This is a genomic window from Bacillus timonensis (assembly GCF_004799755.1).
Lineage (GTDB): Bacteria > Bacillota > Bacilli > Bacillales > Bacillaceae_L > Ferdinandcohnia > Ferdinandcohnia timonensis_A.
Map to the genome: position 1 here is coordinate 47,329 of NZ_SLUB01000022.1, position 20,106 is coordinate 67,434.

Annotated in this window: 17 protein-coding genes, 2 pseudogenes and 1 riboswitch; of the genes and pseudogenes, 12 read left to right on the plus strand and 7 right to left on the minus strand. The window is 41.1% G+C overall.

The annotated features are described in order from the left end of the window. The first annotated feature begins 46 nt into the window (after positions 1–46). Together E1I69_RS24420 and E1I69_RS13075 are read left to right on the plus strand one after the other, a co-directional pair. Positions 47–217, plus strand: coding sequence for a hypothetical protein (locus E1I69_RS24420; RefSeq protein ID WP_154670410.1), 171 nt, complete (start codon positions 47–49; stop codon positions 215–217). Then, positions 214–1,350 (plus strand): PD-(D/E)XK nuclease family protein, encoded by a 1,137-nt coding sequence (locus E1I69_RS13075; protein ID WP_136380041.1) that lies wholly within the window; start codon positions 214–216, stop codon positions 1,348–1,350. Before E1I69_RS24420 ends, E1I69_RS13075 begins: the two co-directional genes overlap by 4 nt. 84 nt (positions 1,351–1,434) lie before the next feature. On the opposite strand, the gene E1I69_RS13080 is transcribed toward E1I69_RS13075, so the two are convergent. The 5 genes from E1I69_RS13080 to E1I69_RS13100 all read right to left on the minus strand — a co-directional run bounded on the left by E1I69_RS13080 (position 1,435) and on the right by E1I69_RS13100 (position 7,534). Next, entirely contained in the window at positions 1,435–2,739 is a 1,305-nt protein-coding gene (locus E1I69_RS13080) for a nucleobase:cation symporter-2 family protein (RefSeq protein ID WP_136380042.1), read from the minus strand. Further along, a complete protein-coding gene (locus E1I69_RS13085; RefSeq protein ID WP_242634594.1) occupies positions 2,739–3,386 on the minus strand; it encodes a xanthine phosphoribosyltransferase in 648 nt (215 codons plus the stop codon). Before E1I69_RS13085 ends, E1I69_RS13080 begins: the two co-directional genes overlap by 1 nt. A 110-nt stretch (positions 3,387–3,496) precedes the next feature. Continuing rightward, positions 3,497–3,598, minus strand: a riboswitch (purine riboswitch). Between the two features lie 605 nt (positions 3,599–4,203). Further along, positions 4,204–5,487, minus strand: a complete 1,284-nt coding sequence (locus tag E1I69_RS13090) for a M20 family metallo-hydrolase (protein WP_136380043.1) — start codon at positions 5,485–5,487, stop codon at positions 4,204–4,206. 877 nt (positions 5,488–6,364) lie between these two features. Further along, entirely contained in the window at positions 6,365–6,895 is a 531-nt protein-coding gene (locus E1I69_RS13095) for a hypothetical protein (protein WP_136380044.1), read from the minus strand. Between the two features lie 156 nt (positions 6,896–7,051). Further along, positions 7,052–7,534, minus strand: coding sequence for a sigma-70 family RNA polymerase sigma factor (locus E1I69_RS13100; RefSeq protein ID WP_161974894.1), 483 nt, complete (start codon positions 7,532–7,534; stop codon positions 7,052–7,054). 551 nt (positions 7,535–8,085) lie between these two features. Between E1I69_RS13100 and E1I69_RS13105 the strand changes: the two genes are divergently transcribed. After that, entirely contained in the window at positions 8,086–9,273 is a 1,188-nt protein-coding gene (locus E1I69_RS13105; protein WP_136380046.1) for an acetyl-CoA C-acetyltransferase, read from the plus strand. A gap of 84 nt (positions 9,274–9,357) precedes the next feature. Here E1I69_RS13105 and E1I69_RS13110 read toward each other — a convergent pair whose 3' ends face one another. Next, the gene (locus E1I69_RS13110) at positions 9,358–10,902 is read right to left on the minus strand and encodes an ATP-binding protein (RefSeq protein ID WP_136380047.1); all 1,545 of its coding nucleotides are present in this window, start codon (positions 10,900–10,902) and stop codon (positions 9,358–9,360) included. 247 nt (positions 10,903–11,149) lie between these two features. Here E1I69_RS13110 and E1I69_RS13115 point away from each other — a divergent pair, with 247 nt between their 5' ends. The 4 genes from E1I69_RS13115 (at position 11,150) to E1I69_RS13130 (ending at position 15,279) form a co-directional block, all read left to right on the plus strand. Beyond that, entirely contained in the window at positions 11,150–12,025 is an 876-nt protein-coding gene (locus tag E1I69_RS13115) for an HNH endonuclease (protein WP_136380048.1), read from the plus strand. A 250-nt stretch (positions 12,026–12,275) separates the two neighbouring features. Beyond that, positions 12,276–13,457 (plus strand): tetratricopeptide repeat protein, encoded by a 1,182-nt coding sequence (locus E1I69_RS13120; protein ID WP_136380049.1) that lies wholly within the window; start codon positions 12,276–12,278, stop codon positions 13,455–13,457. 100 nt (positions 13,458–13,557) lie between these two features. Continuing rightward, the gene (locus tag E1I69_RS13125; protein ID WP_136380050.1) at positions 13,558–14,223 is read left to right on the plus strand and encodes a hypothetical protein; all 666 of its coding nucleotides are present in this window, start codon (positions 13,558–13,560) and stop codon (positions 14,221–14,223) included. Positions 14,224–14,508: 285 nt separating this feature from the next. Further along, the gene (locus E1I69_RS13130; protein WP_136380051.1) at positions 14,509–15,279 is read left to right on the plus strand and encodes an SDR family oxidoreductase; all 771 of its coding nucleotides are present in this window, start codon (positions 14,509–14,511) and stop codon (positions 15,277–15,279) included. Between the two features lie 241 nt (positions 15,280–15,520). Here the strand turns inward: E1I69_RS13130 and E1I69_RS13135 are convergent, their stop codons facing one another. Beyond that, positions 15,521–16,039 (minus strand): hypothetical protein, encoded by a 519-nt coding sequence (locus E1I69_RS13135; protein WP_136380052.1) that lies wholly within the window; start codon positions 16,037–16,039, stop codon positions 15,521–15,523. A 301-nt stretch (positions 16,040–16,340) separates the two neighbouring features. Here E1I69_RS13135 and E1I69_RS25485 point away from each other — a divergent pair. From E1I69_RS25485 to E1I69_RS13150, 5 genes and pseudogenes are all read left to right on the plus strand, one after another. Beyond that, positions 16,341–17,090: pseudogene (locus E1I69_RS25485) on the plus strand (MCP four helix bundle domain-containing protein); the annotation flags it as partial. After that, positions 17,082–18,029, plus strand: coding sequence for a methyl-accepting chemotaxis protein (locus E1I69_RS25490; protein ID WP_431731883.1), 948 nt, complete (start codon positions 17,082–17,084; stop codon positions 18,027–18,029). The pseudogene E1I69_RS25485 and the gene E1I69_RS25490, both read left to right, overlap by 9 nt. A gap of 346 nt (positions 18,030–18,375) precedes the next feature. Continuing rightward, positions 18,376–18,879: pseudogene (locus tag E1I69_RS24970) on the plus strand (peptidoglycan recognition protein family protein); the annotation flags it as partial. 3 nt (positions 18,880–18,882) lie between these two features. Next, complete coding sequence (locus E1I69_RS24975; protein WP_242634595.1) at positions 18,883–19,278, plus strand: hypothetical protein; 396 nt, start codon at positions 18,883–18,885, stop codon at positions 19,276–19,278. Positions 19,279–19,406: 128 nt separating this feature from the next. Then, complete coding sequence (locus E1I69_RS13150; RefSeq protein WP_136380055.1) at positions 19,407–19,775, plus strand: hypothetical protein; 369 nt, start codon at positions 19,407–19,409, stop codon at positions 19,773–19,775. The last annotated feature ends 331 nt before the right edge of the window (positions 19,776–20,106 follow it).

Here is a 20,106-nt window from a genome sequence, read left to right on the forward strand (position 1 = left end):
TCTAATTTAAATTATAGGTATTACTTAATAAAAGTTGGTGGATTTGATGGATGGCGTAGAGAAATGTCCGCATTGTAATTCAAAGTTGATTGAAGATGTTTGGGAATTGATTCATGAGGAGGAAAATGGAAATCTTGTTCAAGAAATCATCTACCCGGCACTCATTTGTAGTAATTATTGCGGTTATTATCAAAGACTTCGGGAGGATGACATATGAAAAATAGACCTAATATCTTTAAATTTGCAACAAAGGAACTGACACAAGATGCTTTCATTGTTTGGAGTTTATCATGGATCAATGTGCCTGGGGATTTTCCAGAAAAGAGATACGGATTGGAATTATTAAACACCATGTTAAAATTGCATGATATTCATGTTCCGAGTAACGTAATCGATTCAATAGAGGTTATAAGGCAGTACAAAAACATTGATATCCTAATCCGTTTTAGTGCAGGTCATAAAAAGTATCAAATAATCATTGAGGACAAAACAAACACGGCTATGCATTCCGGGCAACTAGAAAAGTACTTTAATCTATTAAAAAGTGAAAATAATAAAGATGACATGGAAATACTCGGAGTTTACTATAAAACGGGATATATTTTTGATAATGAAGTTAGCTACATTGATCGATTTAATGAAAAGATAGGCAAGTTTAAAGTCTTTAATAGACAAGAAATGATTCATGTTATATCTACATACATAGATGTAATTTCAAGTGACATTTTCCACGATTATTATGACTACATTTTAGAACTGCAACAAGAAGAGGAGCTTATCAAAGCTAATTTGGCTTCAAAAGAGTTGGATAAGGTAAAAAGCTCACTAAAAACGGATGTGGGCCAATGGATTTTTATGAAAGAGCTATTTGGAAAGATTGCAGAAAAAGACGATAAGACGTCGATACGCAGAGGAAATAGTAGCGGTAGGCCGTGGACGCAATGTTCCTTCATACCATCGAATACTAGCGATGAATTTCCTGAGGCTTTATTTTATCGTTTGGACAGGCGTAAAGAAGGCTATTATTTATCGGTTCGTCAATATTACAATTATGAAGCTAATGCAAGTAAACTAAATCAACCATTAGATTCGTATAGACGGGAAAAGGTAGAAAGGCTTCAGGCTCTCATTCAGCTATTCGAGGATACAATGCAACACTTTAAAAAAGAAAACCCTCGTTATCTACTAGAGAACGGGAAAAGAGTAACAGATCGTGCTGGAAAAAAAGAATCAGAAATAGGGGTGTTTTTCATAAATGAAAAGAACACACCTGATAAGATCATGGAGTTCATCCCTGAATTTCATCATAGGTTTTTGAAGGAAATAAAAGGGGAATGGGAACTAAATTAGCAGAGGGAACATAGAATGGGACAAAGGGACAGGTACCTTGTCCCTGGGAAAATATGGGGGGACAGTGAACCTGTCCCCGTGTCCCTATGATGCCTTTTGTCCTTCCAGTACCTGCACCGCTTTTTCTGTCGGTTTTTTCATGAAGATGAGGTTCATGACGATAGCGGTTAGGCTTCCGATGACGATTCCGTTGCTGGTTAAGATTTGGACGCCTTCTGGAAGGTTTGCGAATAGGGTTGGGACGGTTGTGATACCGAGTCCCATTCCGATTGAACATGCCATGATTAATAGATTTTCTTGTGATGAGAAGTCAACTTTGCTTAGCATTTTGATTCCCGCTGAGATGACCATTCCGAACATCGCTAGCATTGCGCCGCCGAGAACTGGCGTTGGGATAACGGTTGTGAACGCACCGACTTTTGGGATGAATCCAAGAATGATTAAAAATGCGCCAGCCGCGTATATCACGCTGGTCTTTTTTACACCTGAAAGTTGGATTAGACCAACGTTTTGTGAGTAAGTTGTATAAGGAAACGCGTTGAAAATTCCACCTAGTATAGTGGCGATCCCCTCTGCACGGTAGCCGTGTGATAACTCTTTTTCAGATAGCTTTTTGCCTGTGATGTCACCGAGTGCGAAGTAGACGCCGGATGCTTCAACAAGGCCTACGACAAGCACAAGAATCATGGTGATGATGGCAGATGGCTCAAATGTTGGCATGCCGAAGTAAAATGCCTGTGGCATGTGTATCCATGACGCGTCGCCAACGGCTGAAAAATCCACTCTTCCCATAAAATAAGCGACAGCTGTTCCAATGAGCAATCCAAGTAAGATAGAGATTTGACGCATAAATCCTTTCGCAAAACGGTACAACACTAAAATAAATAGAAGTGTTCCGAATGAAAGAGCGAGGTTTTGAACCGAACCGAAATCCGCGCTTCCTACACCGCCCGCCATGTCGTTCATCGCGACTGGAATCAGGGTGATTCCAATAATCGTGACAACTGACCCGGTTACGACAGGTGGGAAATATTTGATCAACTTTCCGAAAACCGTTGAAACAAGTACGAGGAACACACCGCCGACTAAAATCGACCCGTAAATCGCGGAAACCCCGTATTGGCCACCAATTGCAATCATCGGTCCGACCGCTGTGAACGTACAGCCGAGCATAACAGGTAATCCGATTCCAAAATATTTATTTTTCCAAACTTGTAAAAGCGTAGCGATACCGCACATTAAAATATCGATTGAAACAAGGTAAGTGAGCTGCTCAGCTGTTAACCCGATGGCGCCACCGACGATGAGCGGCACAACGACAGCTCCTGCGTACATTGCAAGGACATGCTGAATTCCGAGAGACGCTGTTTTAAATAGATTCCCTTTCATTAGCGACCAACCCCCACTTCTTGGACAGATGTTTCTTGGTTCTGGGAATATATGGTGGGACGAGGAACCTGTCCCTCTGTCCCAAATGTTACTTTTCCGCCTTCGAGGGATTGGATTCGTGCGAGGGATTCAACTTTAAATCCTTTGTTGCGAAGCAGTTTACCCCCGTTTTGGAAGGACTTTTCAATTACAATTCCGATTCCAGCGGTTTTAGCGCCAGCTAACTCTACGATGCTAGCAAGACCAAGTGCAGCCTGCCCATTTGCCAAAAAGTCATCGATGATCAGCACATTGTCCGTTGGTTCGAGGAATTTCTGAGATACGGAAATTTCATTGGTTTCTTTTTTCGTAAAAGAATAAACGGACGCTGTAAGTAGGTCGTTTACGAGTGTAAGAGATTTTCTTTTTCGCGCAAAAATCACCGGCACTCCCAGCTCGAGGGCTGCCATCATAGCAGGCGCAATCCCAGAGGATTCGAGCGTTAAGACTTTTGTGATGCGGTCGTTTTGGAATCGGCGCGCAAATTCTTTGCCGACTTCGACCATTAGTTGTGGGTCTATTTGATGATTCAAAAAGGCGTCGACCTTTAGGACGTGGTCAGAGAGGACGGTACCTTCGTTGAGAATTTTTTGTTGTAAAAGTTCCATTTGAGTTTCCTCCTTTAAAATGAAAAAGCCTGAACATCATTGCACTCCCCAATACGAGTGAGTCAATGACCTTCAGGCTTTTAACGAAGGAAAGTGGAATAAGCATAAATGCATTCCCATTGCTCACTCATAGTCAGCACATTTACGGTGCGCTGGTAGAAACTTACGGGCCCTATCCCCGTGATTATATGAGTGAATGCCGATATTCAAATGGTATGTTGGTATTATATGACGGGAGCGGGGATTTGTAAATGGTGGGAGTTGGAAAAAGGGGAGGGGGCAATAGAAGAATGTTTGTTAATTGGGGGACCAGGGACAAATAGGCATGGGTGAATTGGAGAAATGTCTCTGAGCGAGGTTCTCACGGACAAATCAATGTTGTATAGAAGGTGAAATGTCTCTGAGGCAAGGTATCAAGGACAAAATGAAGTGAAAAGTAATGCGAAATGTCTCTGAGGCAAGGTATCGAGGACAAAATGAAGTGAAAAGTAAGGTGAAATGTCTCTGAGGCAAGGTATCAAGGACAAAATGAAGTGAAAAGTAATGTGAATTGTCTCTGAGGCAAGGTATCGAGGACAAAATGAAGTGAAAAGTAATGTGAAATGTCTCTGAAGCAGTGTCTCGAAGACAAAATGAAGTGAAAAGTAATGTGAAATGTCTTTGAGACAGGATCTCGAAGACAAAATCATGTGGATACCATATTAAAATGTCTCTGAGGGATACACTCAGAGACAAAACTTACAAAAGCTTTTTATAAAATGCATTTGAGACTTATAATGGTTGCCCAATTTTTTCACATCAGGCTATTTCGTCACCATTACCTATCATACCCCTCCAAAAAGTCCTTCAATACATGCACGGATTGCACGCAGTCGCTTAAAGAAGACCATTCGGCTGGGTTATGGCTGATGCCATCTTTGCTTTGGACGAAAATCATTGCGACCGGCAACACATGGCCGACAATCATGGAATCGTGGCCTGCGCCACTAGGTAAATACACTGGTTCAATTCCTTGTGCGATTACAGATTTTTCGAGTTTTTGCCGCATGTCCTTGCTGATCGGAACGGGTGCTTCTCGTAATGTTTCTTCAAATTGAAGTTCGATCCCATGTTCCTCGGTAATGGCCTTTGCTTTTTCAATGACCAGGTCAACGAGTTGATCGCGAGTTTCCTTTTTAATATCACGGATATCGACAGTGAGGCGGACTTCACCAGGAATGACATTCACGCCGTTTGGCAGTACATCCACTTTTCCAACGGTTGCGACAGCTGAGGAGCTAACCTGAGCGGGGAGGGCCTGAACCTCGTAAATGAACTGGCTCGCTGCAACAAGCGCATCTCTGCGGTCGTCCATTGGCGTGTTGCCCGCGTGTCCAGCGCTGCCCGTAAACGTCATTATTAACCAACAAGGTCCTGCGATTCCAGTTACAATCCCCACTGGCACTCCGGCGCGCTCCAACCTTTTTCCTTGTTCAATATGTATTTCAACAAACGCCTCAAGCTGTTTTAGGTCTCTTTTTGAATTGAAAAAGTCGTCAACCGACAGTCCAATATCCTCTAAAACTTTGGTAAAAGAGTCACCATGGATATCTATTTTTGGAAGAAGCTCCTCTCTAGTTGCTTCACCAATCATCGACGAACTTCCACTGAAACCGCCATTAAATCTAGCACCTTCTTCATCAGAAAAAATAACAACCTCAAATGGACGTTCCGGTACAAAACCTGTTTGTTTCCAAGCCTCAGCAACCTCAAGTGCGGCAAGCACACCAAGGGGACCGTCGAAATGTCCGCCGTTCGGAACACTATCAACATGGGAGCCGGACAAGAGTGCAGGCAGATCAGGATTATTGCCATTGAGTCGCCCGAATACATTACCAGCCCCATCCTCAGTTACGGTAAGCCCTGCTTCTGTCATCCATTGCTTCACCAAATCCTTCGCGGCCTTTTCTTCGTGGGAAAATCCGATTCGGTGTGAGCCGTTATCAGGGGTCAACCCAATTTCTGATAGAGCGGCGAGCCGTGACGCCAAACGCTTTCCACTGACGCCTTTTTTATCTAATGTAAAATCATAATCTGATAGTAATTTTTCGAAAAAATTCATAGGGAGTGCTCCTTTTGCTAGACTTTTCTATATTTTAACACATGGGTGGGAAAAGTAATGCGAACAAATGTTCTGTTTTTACTAGTAATCTATTATCTGAAATGTTAAAATAGGGGTACAGTTACATAAAGTGAAACTTCAATCAATGGGGGTTTACTCCATCCCCCATTGATTGTTAGTTGAACCAATCGGGCATTTACGGGCAGTTATCCTCTGTTAAACTTAATTGGTTTCACTAAAATTTTGAACGGAAAGTTATACTGCCCGTTAATGCGGGATAATGCGGGTGGGCGGTTAGCCACTTCCTCAAAAGTTGGGAGGTGGTCCGATGACGTCATACGAGGCAATGTCTGTGGCATTGCAATCTAATTTAGTTTTGCTAGGGGTCATAACAATTGTAGTTATGTTGGTCGTTGCAAACAAAAAGAAGTAACCGCCCCGCCTCGACCAGAGTATAAGGGATGATTACTTCATTTTGTGAAACTTCATTATTAATTGGTTAGCCGCTCACTTTGCGGCATGTAATTGTGTTGATCAGGTGTTGGAGCACCTGATCTTTTTTATTATATCTCTATTATAAGCATTATAAACGGTTATATCAACATCTTAGGGAGTCGATTTGGTGAAAAACTAGCGGGATATTTCCTCAGCTAAAGCGCAAATCTGCTAGTTTAAAACGCAAATCTCCAAAGCTAAAGCGCAATTCCTCCAGGTTAACGCGCAATTCCCAGTAACTAAAGCGCAATCCGCCAGATTAAAGCGCAATTCCTCCAGATTAACGCGCAATTCCCAGTAACTAAAGCGCAATCCGCCAGATTAACGCGCAATCCGCAAGATTAAAGCGCAATTCCTCCAGATTAACGCGCAATCCCACGCACTACTCATAACTACCCTGCACATCCAACGCTTTTTTCATCATTTTCTTCTTCTTTTCCTCGTATTGTTCCCGGAAAATCACGGCCTCGTCCTTTGAATAGCCGCCCGCAGCAAGCTCTTCCTCGAGTTGAGCATAGATTTGCTCGAAGGCTTCATCGGTTTCCGTTTCAAGCGTCTTGAACTCGTTATAATAACTGCTCATGACCTGCAGAGCGGCGATGCCATCGGTGGATTCTTCAATGAAATCCTCTTTAGCCCGTGCAAGCAGATCCTTCGCCTTCTTTTTTGTTTCCTTTTCTAAATTCTCGAATTCAACTGTATATTTGTCTTTTATAACCGTCAAAGGGTCCGTTGTGGCTGCAGTTTCAACCGTAAGCTCCGGTTCGTCAGCAGGGACCTTTTTCTGGTCCAAAAAAAGCTCGCGCTGTGGGAATTTCTCCACCTGAACTTGGACGGGGGTCTTTTCGTGGTGCACGTACCAAAACACTCCAAGCTCCACGATGATTGCGAGAAGTAGCAACCTCTTAATCATGTTCTCACCTCACCATACATTGTTGCCCAACGTCGCAATCCTAATCATTCATTATCCTCGAAAAATGAACACAACCCCCAAACAAGCGCTTGTTTAAAAACGGAGGCCCACATGCACTACCCCAAAAAATTCAAACAAACATTTGCTTGAAAAAAGTTATCCTTCGAAGATAATGATTTTTCGCAATTTCTTAATAGCTTGTCGTCCCCAGGACTTTACAGAATCCACGGAAACACCATGCTCGTCGGCAATTCTCTTGTAGCTTTTATCCTCGATAATTCGCCCTTGGACCCACTTCACTTGGTTGTCCGTCAATCCTTCGCCATACTCTTCAATTACATTTACCGAATCCCTCTTTGTGCTATCTGTAAGACTCAAGAAAATCATCTCCCCCATAGGTCGACAACGGTCGCGGTGAAGGGCTTCCTTTTTCAAATGATCAAGAAGTTTTCCGCGTATTGTTGAATAAGCAAATGTCGAAAACGCAACCCCTTTTTCTGGATCAAAGCGGGTTGACGCTTCCCAAAGTCCGATTAAGCCAATCTGATAAAAACACTCCTTGTCTCCGTACAATCGCAAGTGTTTCATTACTTGAAAAATTAATGGTTTATACTGTACTAAAAGATCCTCAAATTCCACAAAAATGGTCCTTTTAAAGAACGCGTTCCTCTTTTATTCCGCCGGTACGTCCAATTTACTTGGTCACAGGAAGGGAGTCCAAAGCGTAAACTTCAAGTACGAGGGGGTCAGGAGGGGACCGTATGTCACGTTTGCTATACTGAAACTTCACGTATGCTACCAGTTAAGTAAAATAAACTTCGAAAAATTTGTAAAAAAATACAAAAATGTGATTAAATTAACAGAATATTGTTGGAATAAAGGTTAATCTATAGGTAGAAAGTCACAGATTTCAAATCGGCAGCGCTTTTCCTTGTTTGAAACGCAGCTCAGATTTATACATATATTTTGTAATACATACTTATAATTGAAAGCGTTTCACTAGCTTTCAACCCCTTTATTCCCCGCTTTTTCCACTATCGACAGCCAAGTTCAACATAAACAACTGAATGAGTCCAAATTAGGTGTACAGAAATGTACACCTCTTCCCAATGGAGCGAGTATTAGTCAGAATATTCGTTACATGTCACAAGCAACGTGGTAAACTAATTAAAAAAGGAGGTTTTTTTTCAATGGAATCCATTTTTATTGTGGATGGAGCTCGTACAGCATTTACTAGTTTTGGAGGTTCATTTTCGGGGACAGGTGCAACGGAGTTAGGACGCGCAACTGCTGTTGAAGCAATGAAGCGATCCAAAGTCGACCCGGCTCAAATTGATCATGTCATTTATGGCAATGTCATTCATACTGAAAAAAATGCTTCCTATTTGGCGCGACACATCGCCCTACATATTGGTGTTCCTCAAGAGGTACCTGCGTTTATGGTGAACCGCTTATGTGGCTCTGGGCTGCAATCTGTCGTTTCTGCGGCTCAGCATGTTTTAGTAGGGGATGCGAACATCGTACTCGCCGGAGGAACAGAGAATATGTCCCAATCCCCGTATGTGAATTTTACCCAGAGGTTTCGAGGTTCAAAATTAGGCAATCTTCAATTCGAAGACATGTTGCTGACGACCCTCACTGACCAATACACGGGAAAAGGCATGGGCATGACCGCTGAAAAACTAGCTGAAAAGTACTCAATCTCCCGTGAGGAGCAGGACAGATTTGCGATTGAATCAAACCAAAGAGCAGCAAAAGCAGCTGAGAGCGGAACCTTTGTGGAAGAAATCGTCGCGGTTGAGGTGAAAACGAGAAAAGGAAGTATTTTAGTAGAAAAAGACGAACATATCAAGCCAAACGCAAATTTGGAGTCGATGAGTAAATTGCGTCCGTCCTTCATGGCTGACGGAACGGTTACGGCCGCAAATGCATCTGGTATCAATGACGGGGCGGCATCTGTTGTAGTAGCTGGTGAAAGAGCAGTCCGTGAAAATGGGCTCAAGCCTCTTGCAAAGGTGATTTCGTGGGGGGTAGCGGGAGTCGACCCAACCATCATGGGGATAGGTCCAGTACCGGCCATTAAAAAGGCACTCAAACGTGCAGAACTTAGCTTAGCTGACATGGATTTAGTCGAAGTAAACGAAGCATTCGCGGCGCAATATCTCGCAGTTGAAAAAGAACTCGGGCTCGACCGTGAAAAAACAAATGTGAATGGTGGGGCAGTTGCACTTGGTCACCCAGTTGGGGCAAGTGGTGCACGAATTCTATTATCGGCAGCATACGAACTAAGACGTCGCGGTGCAAGATACGCAGTCGTCAGTCTCTGCATTGGTGGCGGCCAAGGAATCGCAATGATCATCGAAAACACTAGCTTATGAGTGGGACACGGGGACAGGTTCCTCGTCCCAAAATGTTAAATAATGGGGCCATTTTTGGGACAGTGAACCTGTCCCTCTGTCCCATTACATCTCCAACAAATAGTCTTTTAATGCGAGTTGGAGGGTGCCCTTTGATTCGGCGATATCAGCAAAGCTGATGCCCAACGCGATCATTTTTTTCACAATTTCTGCGCGGATTCCGGTGAGAACGGTTTGGCAGCCCATCATTTTCATACCCTCAATCAGCTTCGTGAAGCGGGAGATAACCTCGTCTTCCATAAAGGCGACACCCGATAAATCCATGATTAGTGTACGGATATGTTCATTTTCAATCGTAGACAGGATTTTGTCCTCGATCGTCAAGAGGCGACGCTGGTCGATACCGCCAATCAGCGGGATAATGTACGTATCCTGGTTAATCGGAATGATTGGTACAGATAAATTTTCAACGAGTTGCCTTTGCGACTCCAGCAGTTCATCCTTGTACTTCGAATAGCTGATGAAAAAGTGTGTTAAAAAGTGGTCGAGAAGAATATTCATTTTTTTCACAAGTGTAAAAAACTCGTCACGACTGGATTCGTGATTCAATAATAGGTCATAATTGTACAGGAAGTCCCAGAGGGTGCGGCGAATGGCTTGGACCCACTCGAGCTTGAACGCTAGTGTTAGCGAATTTTTTGCCCATGCCATGCCTTCACGCTTTGCGAATGTAATTAACTCATGTTCACGTTCTTCGACGACATAGAGTACGAGTTTATGAGCATTATCGACGAGATTAATGTTTCCGATCGTGTGAATTTCCTTGATTTTATCCTTCACATTAATGGCTTCCTCTAGCAACTTTTCTTCGAAATAGACTTTGTTTTCTAGGAAAAACTCTTTAATAGAATCTTTGTAGATGAGATCCAATCTTCTTACACCTCGATCAATTGATTTGTGTTGTTTTGGCAATCTAATTGTAAAGGTTGTTCCGGCATTCAATTCACTGTCAACGGAAATGTCTCCCCCATGCTGGTAGACCACAGAGAAAACCTGGGCAAGTCCCATCCCAGTCCCAGCATCCTTTGTTGAAAAAAATGGCGTCCCGAGTAGATTCATTTTTTCCTTTGGGATACCAACGCCTGAGTCCTTAATGGTGACGATAACTTCCTTGTCATTGGCACTGTGAGTAATCTTGATTTTACCGTTCCCCTCAATCGATTCAATCGCATTTTTGATCAAATTAAAAAAGGCTTTTTTGAATTGATTTTTCTTGCCGACAATAGTGGCATCCGTATTTTGGAAGTCTGATTCAAGCTCAATTTCATACAATTTATCTAAAAATAGATTCAAAATCGATTCTAATTCAGCCGCTAGATGAATCACTTGCGCATCCTCGTCTTCCAAATCAGGCTTAGACACTTGAAGCAAATTGTTCAAGGTAAGAAGCGCATTGTTGAGTTCGCTCTGTGCAATATCAAGGTACTCATGCTCTTCTTCCTGCTGTAGAAGTTGCAAAAAACCTTTTACGGCTGTAAGTGGGTTGCGTACCTCATGGGCAATCCCCGCAGCGATTTGCCCAACCGAGGCAAGTTGACGTAAATGTGTGTTTCTCCTCTGTCCTTCATTTTCCGTACTATTTGGAACCATAAAAAGAAAGCCTCCTACTTACTAACTTAAAGAATTGGAATATTTTTGATATATACATAAAAAACATACTGAAAGAATAATCAATCCGGCAACGAAAACATTCGGAAAACGAAGGAAATGAGTAAAAATACTACAAAAGTAGTAGGGTCATCGGAGAACTTTTAGTAAAAGTTTTTAGTACTTACTACCAATCTTCCAAACCACATAGTACGATAGACTCACGAAACGAAAAATGAGGTGAGGGAAGATGGCCTTCTTTCGTAAGGTAGGTAAGGGAGTAGGAACGGTTGCTGGTGGTGTGATCGGTGGTGGGATCAAAATAGTCGGCAAGGCTGTAAAGTCCGAGTGGGTTGAAGAGGTCGGAGACGGGGTTAAACAAGCCTCAACGATTGCTTTAGATAACGCGGGTCAATTTGTAGATGGCGCTGTAAGAGGCACATACGGTGTTTTAAAACAAGATGAGATTGCAAAGCAAGAGGCGTATTATGATTTAAAAGACTCAACTGGAAGAACCCTTAAAGGTCTTGGCAGTGCAGTCAGTTACACGGTAAAAAGCGCAGGTACGACCATTGATGGAATCAGAACTGGAGATAATGAAAAAACATTACAGGGCGTGAAAAATATAGGGAAAGTAGCGGTTATATCAACCCTAGCAGTTGGTGTAGTTGATGTCATTGATGGAGTAGATATGGTTGATGCAGAAGAGATTTCTACTCGAAATGATGCTTTAGCAGGCAGTTTTCATCCAGAAACAAATATTCCATTTATGGAAAAAACGGTTGAAGTTCCAGATGGACCGATCACAGGAACTTTCCCAGTGTTTGAATCCGTGTATGATGTCCAACTACAAGAAGAAATGTACCTCCAATCAGATTCGGTTCATTTTACATATGCAAATGTTGAATTATATGAAGCAATCGAATCCAACTCAACTCTTGCTCAAGAGCTAGGTTTAAACAGTGCAGATATCGAACAGCTTGCTCAAGGGAATACACCAGAAGGATATACATGGCATCATTCTGAAGAGGCTGGAGTTCTCCAGCTCGTTGATGAGGAGACCCATCATAACACTGGACACACAGGTGGAAGAGAGCTGTGGGGTGGAGGAGCAGAATACCGCTAAAAACAAGGAACCTGAATCTAGGTTTCTTTTTTATGGGCAAAACCTATGAAAAAAGAACTATAATATACATGAAAAAAATGTCGAAAGGCAACTTTTTTTGTAATATTATGTTAATATTATAGTAGTTTATTGATTTATACTTAGGCTAAAACGCAAGAGGGTAGAGCTTTAAGCCTATAAATAAAGAATTGGAATACATATAATTTTCAAAACGTCTAATAGTAAAGAAATTGCGGAGGAACAATCAATCATGCAAGCTACAACTGTTACAAACTTTTACGACCTGCTCGAGGTTAATCGAACGTCGACACAGGCAGAAATTAAAAGAGCCTATTTTAAAAAAATCCGTCAATTCCCAAATGAAACACATCCAGAGGAATTCCAACAGATATCAAAGGCTTATAAGGTCTTAATGGATGCCGATGCGAAGGCAAGCTATGACCGCGAGATTATGGACAATGGGGCATACTCGAGATTAATGCAACAGGCCCTGGATAGTATGGGAAATGAGAATTACAATAGTGCTATTTACACATTAGAAGAGATGTTAAAGCAATACCCGAATGATCAAACGGTACGGAAGAATATGGCTTTATGTTATCTCAATTTAGACCGTTATGAAGAATCAAAAAGGATTCTATACCTTTTAGAAAATGAAAACCCGAATGATGAAGATACACTATATCTACTTGCTCAGGTATTCCAAAGCCAAAAGGTTTATCAACAAGCGGTTCATTACTATGAAAGACTTATCGTGCTGGCACCAGGTGAGTCAAACTATTATTTACGCCTTTCAAGTGCCTATTGTCAATTGAATAATTACGACCAGGCTTGTCGTGTTTTAGAAGAAAAGTTAAAACAAGGAAAAGAATCTGTACATGATTATCCCTTATTAGAAGAGTTATTTTTCATAACCATGATTGCGGATAATCAAATGTATCACCAAAAAGTAATCACAAGAATTAAAAAGTTATATTCCAATAGTACTGAAAAGAAACAACTATTAGGCATGCTAATTGAACTGTGCGATAATCTTTCAAACGAGAATAATGGATATAAAGAGCTTGTGCGATTAGTTAGGGACATCAATAATAATGAGTTCTATGATGTAAATGACTGGCTGGGTAGTGCTGAATCCCGAGTTCGACAGGATCTAATTTACTATGGTGATCCAAAACCTACAAATCAGGGAACATCATATCCTTCTAATTCAACCTCTTCACAGCCTGTTACTGAAGATGATGGTAGGGGATCCGTTGGTTTCTCAATTCTTCTTGGAATTGTCCTATCGTTTATTGCGACACCAATCGTTGGAATTATCGCTGGGTTCGTATGGTATTTTAAAGCAAGAGCCATAAAAAACTTACTCAGCGGTATAGGTTGTCTAGTGGCTATTATTGTCGTCGTAGGGTTTATCCTATCTAATTTATAGCTGATGAAGATACAAGTTTCTCGCATGTAAACTATTAAAGCAGTGGATTTCTGAGAGGGTCACTGCTTTTTCTAATGGAAATGATTAGGGGGATAATGAAATGGGATTTTGGAACAAAGTCGGAAAAGTGGTAGGAGCAGTAATCGATCATGCACCTGAAGTAATCGGAGCCTTACAACAAGAGGCGGCAAAGAAACAAGCGTCCTTACAAAAAGAGGCTGATCGACGAATAAAAGAACACGAAAGAAAAGTAACACAAGCAGAAAAATCAAATAGAATGAGTGATCCAGATTTTGCAAGAAAAGTAAAAGAAGAAAAAGAAAAATTAAATACCTATTATAATCGGGGCTCACAGTCGAAAAATGCCAGTGGTGAAGCAACATACAAAGGACTTACGGTTTCTCAATGGAATCAAAAGTGGATTCGATTAGGCGTGTTAAGTTCTCTTACATTAGAAGATTTAAGTCGGTATAACAAACATATAGGCTTATATAAGGCTGAGATGAATGGGCAAGTCGTATATCTAGGCAGGGCGATTGAATACAATAATGGCGGATTTAGAAAACGACTAAGAGACTATGTACGAAATAGTGATAGCGCGCGTACCCATGGCTCTGGACAGAAAATGAATGAGAACAGAGACCGCGTTCAAATTTCGATATTAATCGTTGGGAGTTCAGCTGAAGACGTTGAAACGGTAAAAGCGCTCGAACGTGCAATGATTAGCCATTTAAACGTGAGATGGAATGTACAACATAATAGATAGGAACAAAAATGCGATGATCGATTTGATTGTCGCATTTTTATTTTAGATAAAATGCAAGCACCCCCATTATAGTCCTTTCGTAGGAAGGAAATCTGATGCAAAAGCAGAAGTAATAGGAAAAAGAGGTTTGACAAGATGTCTCTAATCGATACGGAAACAAACATAATTGAAAATTTCCCACGTATATTGGTACCATAGGTACGGTTCCTGTGGCTCCCTCGGAGCCAATGGGAACCGTCCCCGTGGTCCCGCCCACCCCAAAATACCAAAAGGTAGGTGATGTAGGTGAGACATGCAGTGATTACAGCGGGAACAAAGGGCTTAGGCAGAAAAGTGACTGAGGAATTTTTAAAAAAGGGCTGCTCGGTGACAGTGAACTATAGATGTGACAAGGCTCGCGTCGAAGAGCTTAAAAGTGAGTGGAAACCCTATTTAGAGTGCATTCAGTTCGTTCAAGGTGACATCACAAAAAAAGAGGACATCACAAACATTTTCAACCAGGCAATGAACCGTTTTGGCCGAATCGACTACCTCATCAACAACGCCGGACCGTATATTTTTGAACGAAAAAAATTAGTAGATTACAAGGATTACGAATGGAACGAGATGATTGACGGCAATCTCAGCTCGGTGTTTCATTTTCTCAAGCTAACCATCCCCATCATGCGGAAGCAAAATTTCGGCAGAATTATCACCTATGGCTTTCAGGATGCAGAGAGCGCGCCTGGTTGGATGTATCGTGCGGCCTTCAGTGCGGCAAAGGTCGGTCTGGTGTCACTTACTAAATCAATCGCCCTCGAGGAAGCTGAGTTCGGAATTACCGCCAACATGGTGTGCCCGGGGGACATAACCGGTGAAATGAAAGAAGCCACTATCACACAAGCTCGCACACGAAACGACCCCGAAACGCCAATCGGTCGCCCTGGCACAGGCGAAGATATAGCTAGAATTATCGCCTTTCTCTGTGAGGAAAACTCTGATTTCATCACGGGGAGTGTGATTTCGGCGTCGGGTGGAGTGAATGTCGTGAACAAAATTGGGTCAAGGGGGAAGTGAATCACCCCAAGACCCATTATTATTTTATACCTTAAGTTTCTTATTTGAATATAGTAAAATATTTATTCGGCAAAATCTGTACTAATAATGAATTATTAATTCAAACAAACGTTTGTACAGCGGTTTAACAAAGGATTGGCGGTCAACTAGAATTTCAAACAAGCGTTTGATTGGACGAAATTTGTGCATCTCAAATAGGCTGTTATAGTCATGATTTTCACTAAGAAATTATTCTAATTTCCTATAATATCTCATCCTCATCTAAAATCTTGATCATTACAGGAGCGCGGCTATCGGATCCACTAAGTTTTGTAAATCCAAGTTCTTGATATTGTTTTAGCTTTGGAAACTTGATGATTTCCTTGTCCCCATCATTTCTTGGGTCCGCAGCAATGACTAATACATAATCAAAATTCATATAGTGGCAGAATTCGATAAATTTTTTTAAAATTTGCGGTTCTGCTTCATCTTGATTGTATTCGTTTAAAATCGTTATTCGGTCTAGCGTGATAATTTTTCCACCATCGAAATCCGTATCGATAAAATTAGAAATCATGTATTCTTGGTCCCCAGAAATAGCATCCGCACTGAAAAGTAAATCTTGGTCATCTCCCATTTCATATCCATTGTAATAATGGAAGGAAAGATGGCCAACTTCAATTTCATCCTCAAACTTATCGTCTAAATACGCCGTAATTTTTCCATATCCGCTCATCATATTCAAATCTGAATCGAACGTAAAAGAATACTCAATATTCAACAGGGATCAACTCTCTTTATTTGAAATTTTAGTCTTAATAAAATACTACCCCAATAAATCGCTAAAGCGCAATTCTTCCTACCTTAGGCGCTATTCTACAATATAGTGCGCAATTACACTCCGCTAAAGCGCAATTCTTCAAAATAAAACGCAAATAGCCTCTAAATGCCGCAATTCTCTCTTTCATAATTTTGTCAAAAAGGGGACCAAAAGAACCGTCCCTCTGGTTCTCTTTGTGGTAAAATAGTTCTAGTCGAAAAATGCAGAATTTTGTAGATACGCCAGGGAGAAGAGGGTCATTATGAAGATTAAGACAAAACTGAGTATGCTCGTTTTTATTTTGTTGGTAGCACTGCTTGTCACAGGTGGGTTATCGATCTATCAACAAGGTGAAACGGATAAGGTATATAAAAATATAGAGACTCATCAAGACTTGCAGTTTACATTGAAGTCGATCGAGTATCGTTTTACAGGGATTTCGAATGACGAACGGGCTTTTCTCCTTACGGGAGATGAGGAGCTAGTCACCGGAGTCGAGAAGAAGATAACAGATATTGAACAATATTTCTTAGACGCTCAAAAAACGAACTTAGACGCAGAAGATGCGAAAGCACTCGAAGAAATCAAAACAAACCTACAAACCTATTTTGAAACAAATAAAAAAGTGGTAGAGACATACAGAAGCGGGGATCAGGAAAAAGCCCTTAAGATTCATATGGAAGAACAAAGATCCATCAGAAAAGAGATAGTGGATCCAAGTATTGAATCACTAATTAAAGAAGTAACCGAAACAATTAACAGTGATACAAAAGCATTAGAAAAGTTCCAAGAAATAAGTTCAGTCGTTTTATATGCAGTTGTTATTCTCTCACTTGTTGGTGGAGTTTTCACGTCATCTTTAATCATAAAATCAATTAATAAACCAATTATGATCATGAATAGGCGTTTGAAGGAAATTGCAGAAGGCGAGGCTGACCTTACCCAGGCCATTTCTATAAAAACAAAAGATGAACTAGGGGAAATGGCATCATCTTTTAATATGATGGTAAGTAAATTACGAGATTTAGTCAGACAGGTCGCGATTAATGCCGAACAGGTTGCTGCAGCATCCGAACAATTATCAGCAAGCTCTGAAGAAACAACAAGAGCAACAGAAGTCATCGCCTCAACTGTTCAAGAGGTAGCCGCTGGAACGGACAAACAGGTGCTAAGCTTGGATGAAACCAACCAAACAATCATTGATTTAACTTCATTAGTACGCCAGATTGCCACAAGCTCAGAAATTGTTTCAAATACGTCAGTTGAAGCAACTGATAAAGCCGTTGATGGCAATCGATCCGTTGAAGGGATTATAAACCGTATGAACGAAATCAGTCAAACGGTAAACCAACTCTCTGAAAAAGTGAAAACATTAGGTGAAAGCTCCAATCAAATTAATCAAATCATCGGTGTCATCACAGGGATTGCCGAACAGACAAATCTATTAGCATTAAACGCCGCAATCGAAGCAGCGAGAGCAGGTGAACACGGGAAGGGATTTTCGGTCGTTGCCGATGAAGTTCGAAAACTAGCAGAACAATCGTCAGCTTCTGCAAAACAGATATCGTCTCTCATTGCTGTGATTCAGGCAGATACAGAGGTAACCGTCCAATCCATGGATGACACAACAACAAAAGTGTCCGATGGCATCACATTTATCCAGGACGTGGGCAGCTCATTCAAGCAGATCGGCCAAGCCGTACAAGAGGTAACTTCGCAAATTCAAGAAATTACAGCAGCCGTACACGAATTATCAGCTGGAGCTGAACAGATGGTTAGGAGCATGGAAGCTGTAGGGGACATCACGCAGGTCACCTCTGAAGGAACACAAAGTATGTCAGCATCAACAGAAGAACAGCTCGCAGCCATGGAAGAGATCACCGCATCATCCACTTCATTAACAAAAATGGCGGAAGAACTACAAGAATTGGTTAAGAAGTTTAAGATTTAAATGGGACAGAGGGACAGGTTCCTTGTCCCATCTAAAAGACTAGCAATCACGTTATGATTGCTAGTTTTCTTTTTGTTTGATGTGCTAAAAAGTGCCACCTTAATCGCTATAGCGCAATTCCTCCTCGTTAAAGCGCAATTCCCCAAAATAAAGCGCAATTCCACCCCATTAAAGCGCAAATATCAAAACGTAAGACGCAATTCCCAAATATCGTAACCGATTCAGGGGGACCAGTGGAACCGTCCCTGTGGACCTAGGTAGCTTTTTTAAATTTGTGTTAAAGGATTGTTACAACAAGTACGAAATTAACAGACTAACATATTTTATTAAAAAGGGGAGGAAAGTAATGTACCAAATTACAAGAGACTACATTCGTACAGGAAATTCTCGCTCAGGGCAAAAAATCTCAAAGGTGCGTTTTATTGTTAGCCATGATACTGGTAATCCAGGATCAACTGCTTATCAGAATTGGAACTATTTCAATAAACAACAACCAAGCGCAAGTGCCCATACCTTCATTGATGATAAATATATTTTAGAAATTATTCCGTTAAATGAAAAAGCATGGCATGTACAATACAACAAACCGACGGATAACCGGCTTTTTGGTGCTGATGCAAATGATGCAGCAATCGGTGTAGAGTTGTGTTGGGGTGGTAGTATTAATTTTAAAGAAGCCTACAAGCGTTATGTTTGGTACCATGCACACCTATGTAAAACGTTTAGCCTTGACCCACGAAAACACATTGTAGCTCATAAGACATTAGATCCAGAACGAAGAACAGACCCAGTTGACTGTTTAAAACGTCATGGTATCACATGGGAACAATTTATTAACGAGGTGGTAAAAGAAATGAGTCCAAAAGGCTCCATTGCTTATCAAGCACATTTAGAAAGTCTGGGATGGCAAGGTAAACGAAAAGACGGTCAGACCGCCGGAACAATTGGGCAACGCAGACGATTAGAAGCGTTAACTGTTAAACTAGAAGGATCGAATGCTGAACTTGAAATGCAGGGTCATGTGGAAGGTAAAGGATGGACTACACCTAGAACCAATGGTGAAATTATCGGCACAATGGATGAAGGCTTGAGACTAGAAGCAATCAAAATTAAGTGTAGTGATCATAATGTTTTATATAGAGTTCATGTTCAGTCCATTGGCTGGACTGAGTGGAAAAAGAATGGTGAGATAGCTGGTACAACTGGCCAATCAAAACGCATTGAAGCGGTAGAAATAAAATTGGCATAGATTTTTTATTGTAGTAGCCCTTTCTCTTCGGAGATGGGGTTATTTTATTTCAGCATTCTTAACATTTAAGAATTTTTACCGATATCAAAATTAGACAATATTCGACATAATTTCAAAGGAGCTTAACAATGGATATTGAACAGGTCTGCAAGGAAATAAACAACAGCGTAGATGCACTAGATCTAGTAACTGCAAGAAAATACATTGAGGAAAATATTGATTTGTTAAATTCAAAAGGGCATTACCTAAATAAAAATGCTCGGGAACTATTGAAAGTCATAACCGACATGCATAATTCAGATTACAAGCAGTTACAAAGAAATGAATTAGCAATAATAAATACGATTAATGCCTATGCTACAAAGTTCGATTTAAGAGGATTGAAATTGCTTGTAAAGGAAAACTCCCAGCTCTTGCTGCGTGAGGATCTAATTCCTTACTTTAATAAGGATGCGAAAATTGTACTAGAAGGAATGGGAGCAATTTCAAAACATTAGGGATTTTAAATAGTAAAAACTTTAGTATTTCCAAACTGGTTAAAGGTTCTCTCTACCAGCAAAAGCAAGAAGACTAGCAATCACGTTATGATTGCTAGTCTTCTTTTTGTTTGATGTGCTGAAAAAGTGCCACCTAAATCGATAAAGCGCAATTCCTCCTCGTTAAAGCGCAATTCCCCAAAATAAAGCGCAATTCCACCCCATTAAAGCGCAAATATCAAAACGTAAGACGCAATTCCTAAATATCGTAACCGAATCAGGGGGTACCAATGGAACCGTCCCTCTGGCACCCCTGTGGCACCCCTCTGGCACCTATCTCTTATACACATCT

What these genes read in the sequence shown, in the direction of transcription:
- E1I69_RS24420 (WP_154670410.1), top strand. Translation starts at nt 47, where the DNA reads ATGGATGGCGTAGAGAAATGTCCGCATTGTAATTCAAAGTTGATTGAA.
- E1I69_RS13075 (WP_136380041.1), top strand. Translation starts at nt 214, where the DNA reads ATGAAAAATAGACCTAATATCTTTAAATTTGCAACAAAGGAACTGACA.
- E1I69_RS13080 (WP_136380042.1), bottom strand. Translation starts at nt 2,739, where the DNA reads ATGAAAGGGAATCTATTTAAAACAGCGTCTCTCGGAATTCAGCATGTC.
- E1I69_RS13085 (WP_242634594.1), bottom strand. Translation starts at nt 3,386, where the DNA reads ATGGAACTTTTACAACAAAAAATTCTCAACGAAGGTACCGTCCTCTCT.
- E1I69_RS13090 (WP_136380043.1), bottom strand. Translation starts at nt 5,487, where the DNA reads ATGAATTTTTTCGAAAAATTACTATCAGATTATGATTTTACATTAGAT.
- E1I69_RS13095 (WP_136380044.1), bottom strand. Translation starts at nt 6,895, where the DNA reads ATGATTAAGAGGTTGCTACTTCTCGCAATCATCGTGGAGCTTGGAGTG.
- E1I69_RS13105 (WP_136380046.1), top strand. Translation starts at nt 8,086, where the DNA reads ATGGAATCCATTTTTATTGTGGATGGAGCTCGTACAGCATTTACTAGT.
- E1I69_RS13110 (WP_136380047.1), bottom strand. Translation starts at nt 10,902, where the DNA reads ATGGTTCCAAATAGTACGGAAAATGAAGGACAGAGGAGAAACACACAT.
- E1I69_RS13115 (WP_136380048.1), top strand. Translation starts at nt 11,150, where the DNA reads ATGGCCTTCTTTCGTAAGGTAGGTAAGGGAGTAGGAACGGTTGCTGGT.
- E1I69_RS13120 (WP_136380049.1), top strand. Translation starts at nt 12,276, where the DNA reads ATGCAAGCTACAACTGTTACAAACTTTTACGACCTGCTCGAGGTTAAT.
- E1I69_RS13125 (WP_136380050.1), top strand. Translation starts at nt 13,558, where the DNA reads ATGGGATTTTGGAACAAAGTCGGAAAAGTGGTAGGAGCAGTAATCGAT.
- E1I69_RS25490 (WP_431731883.1), top strand. Translation starts at nt 17,082, where the DNA reads ATGGTAAGTAAATTACGAGATTTAGTCAGACAGGTCGCGATTAATGCC.
- E1I69_RS24975 (WP_242634595.1), top strand. Translation starts at nt 18,883, where the DNA reads ATGAGTCCAAAAGGCTCCATTGCTTATCAAGCACATTTAGAAAGTCTG.
- E1I69_RS13150 (WP_136380055.1), top strand. Translation starts at nt 19,407, where the DNA reads ATGGATATTGAACAGGTCTGCAAGGAAATAAACAACAGCGTAGATGCA.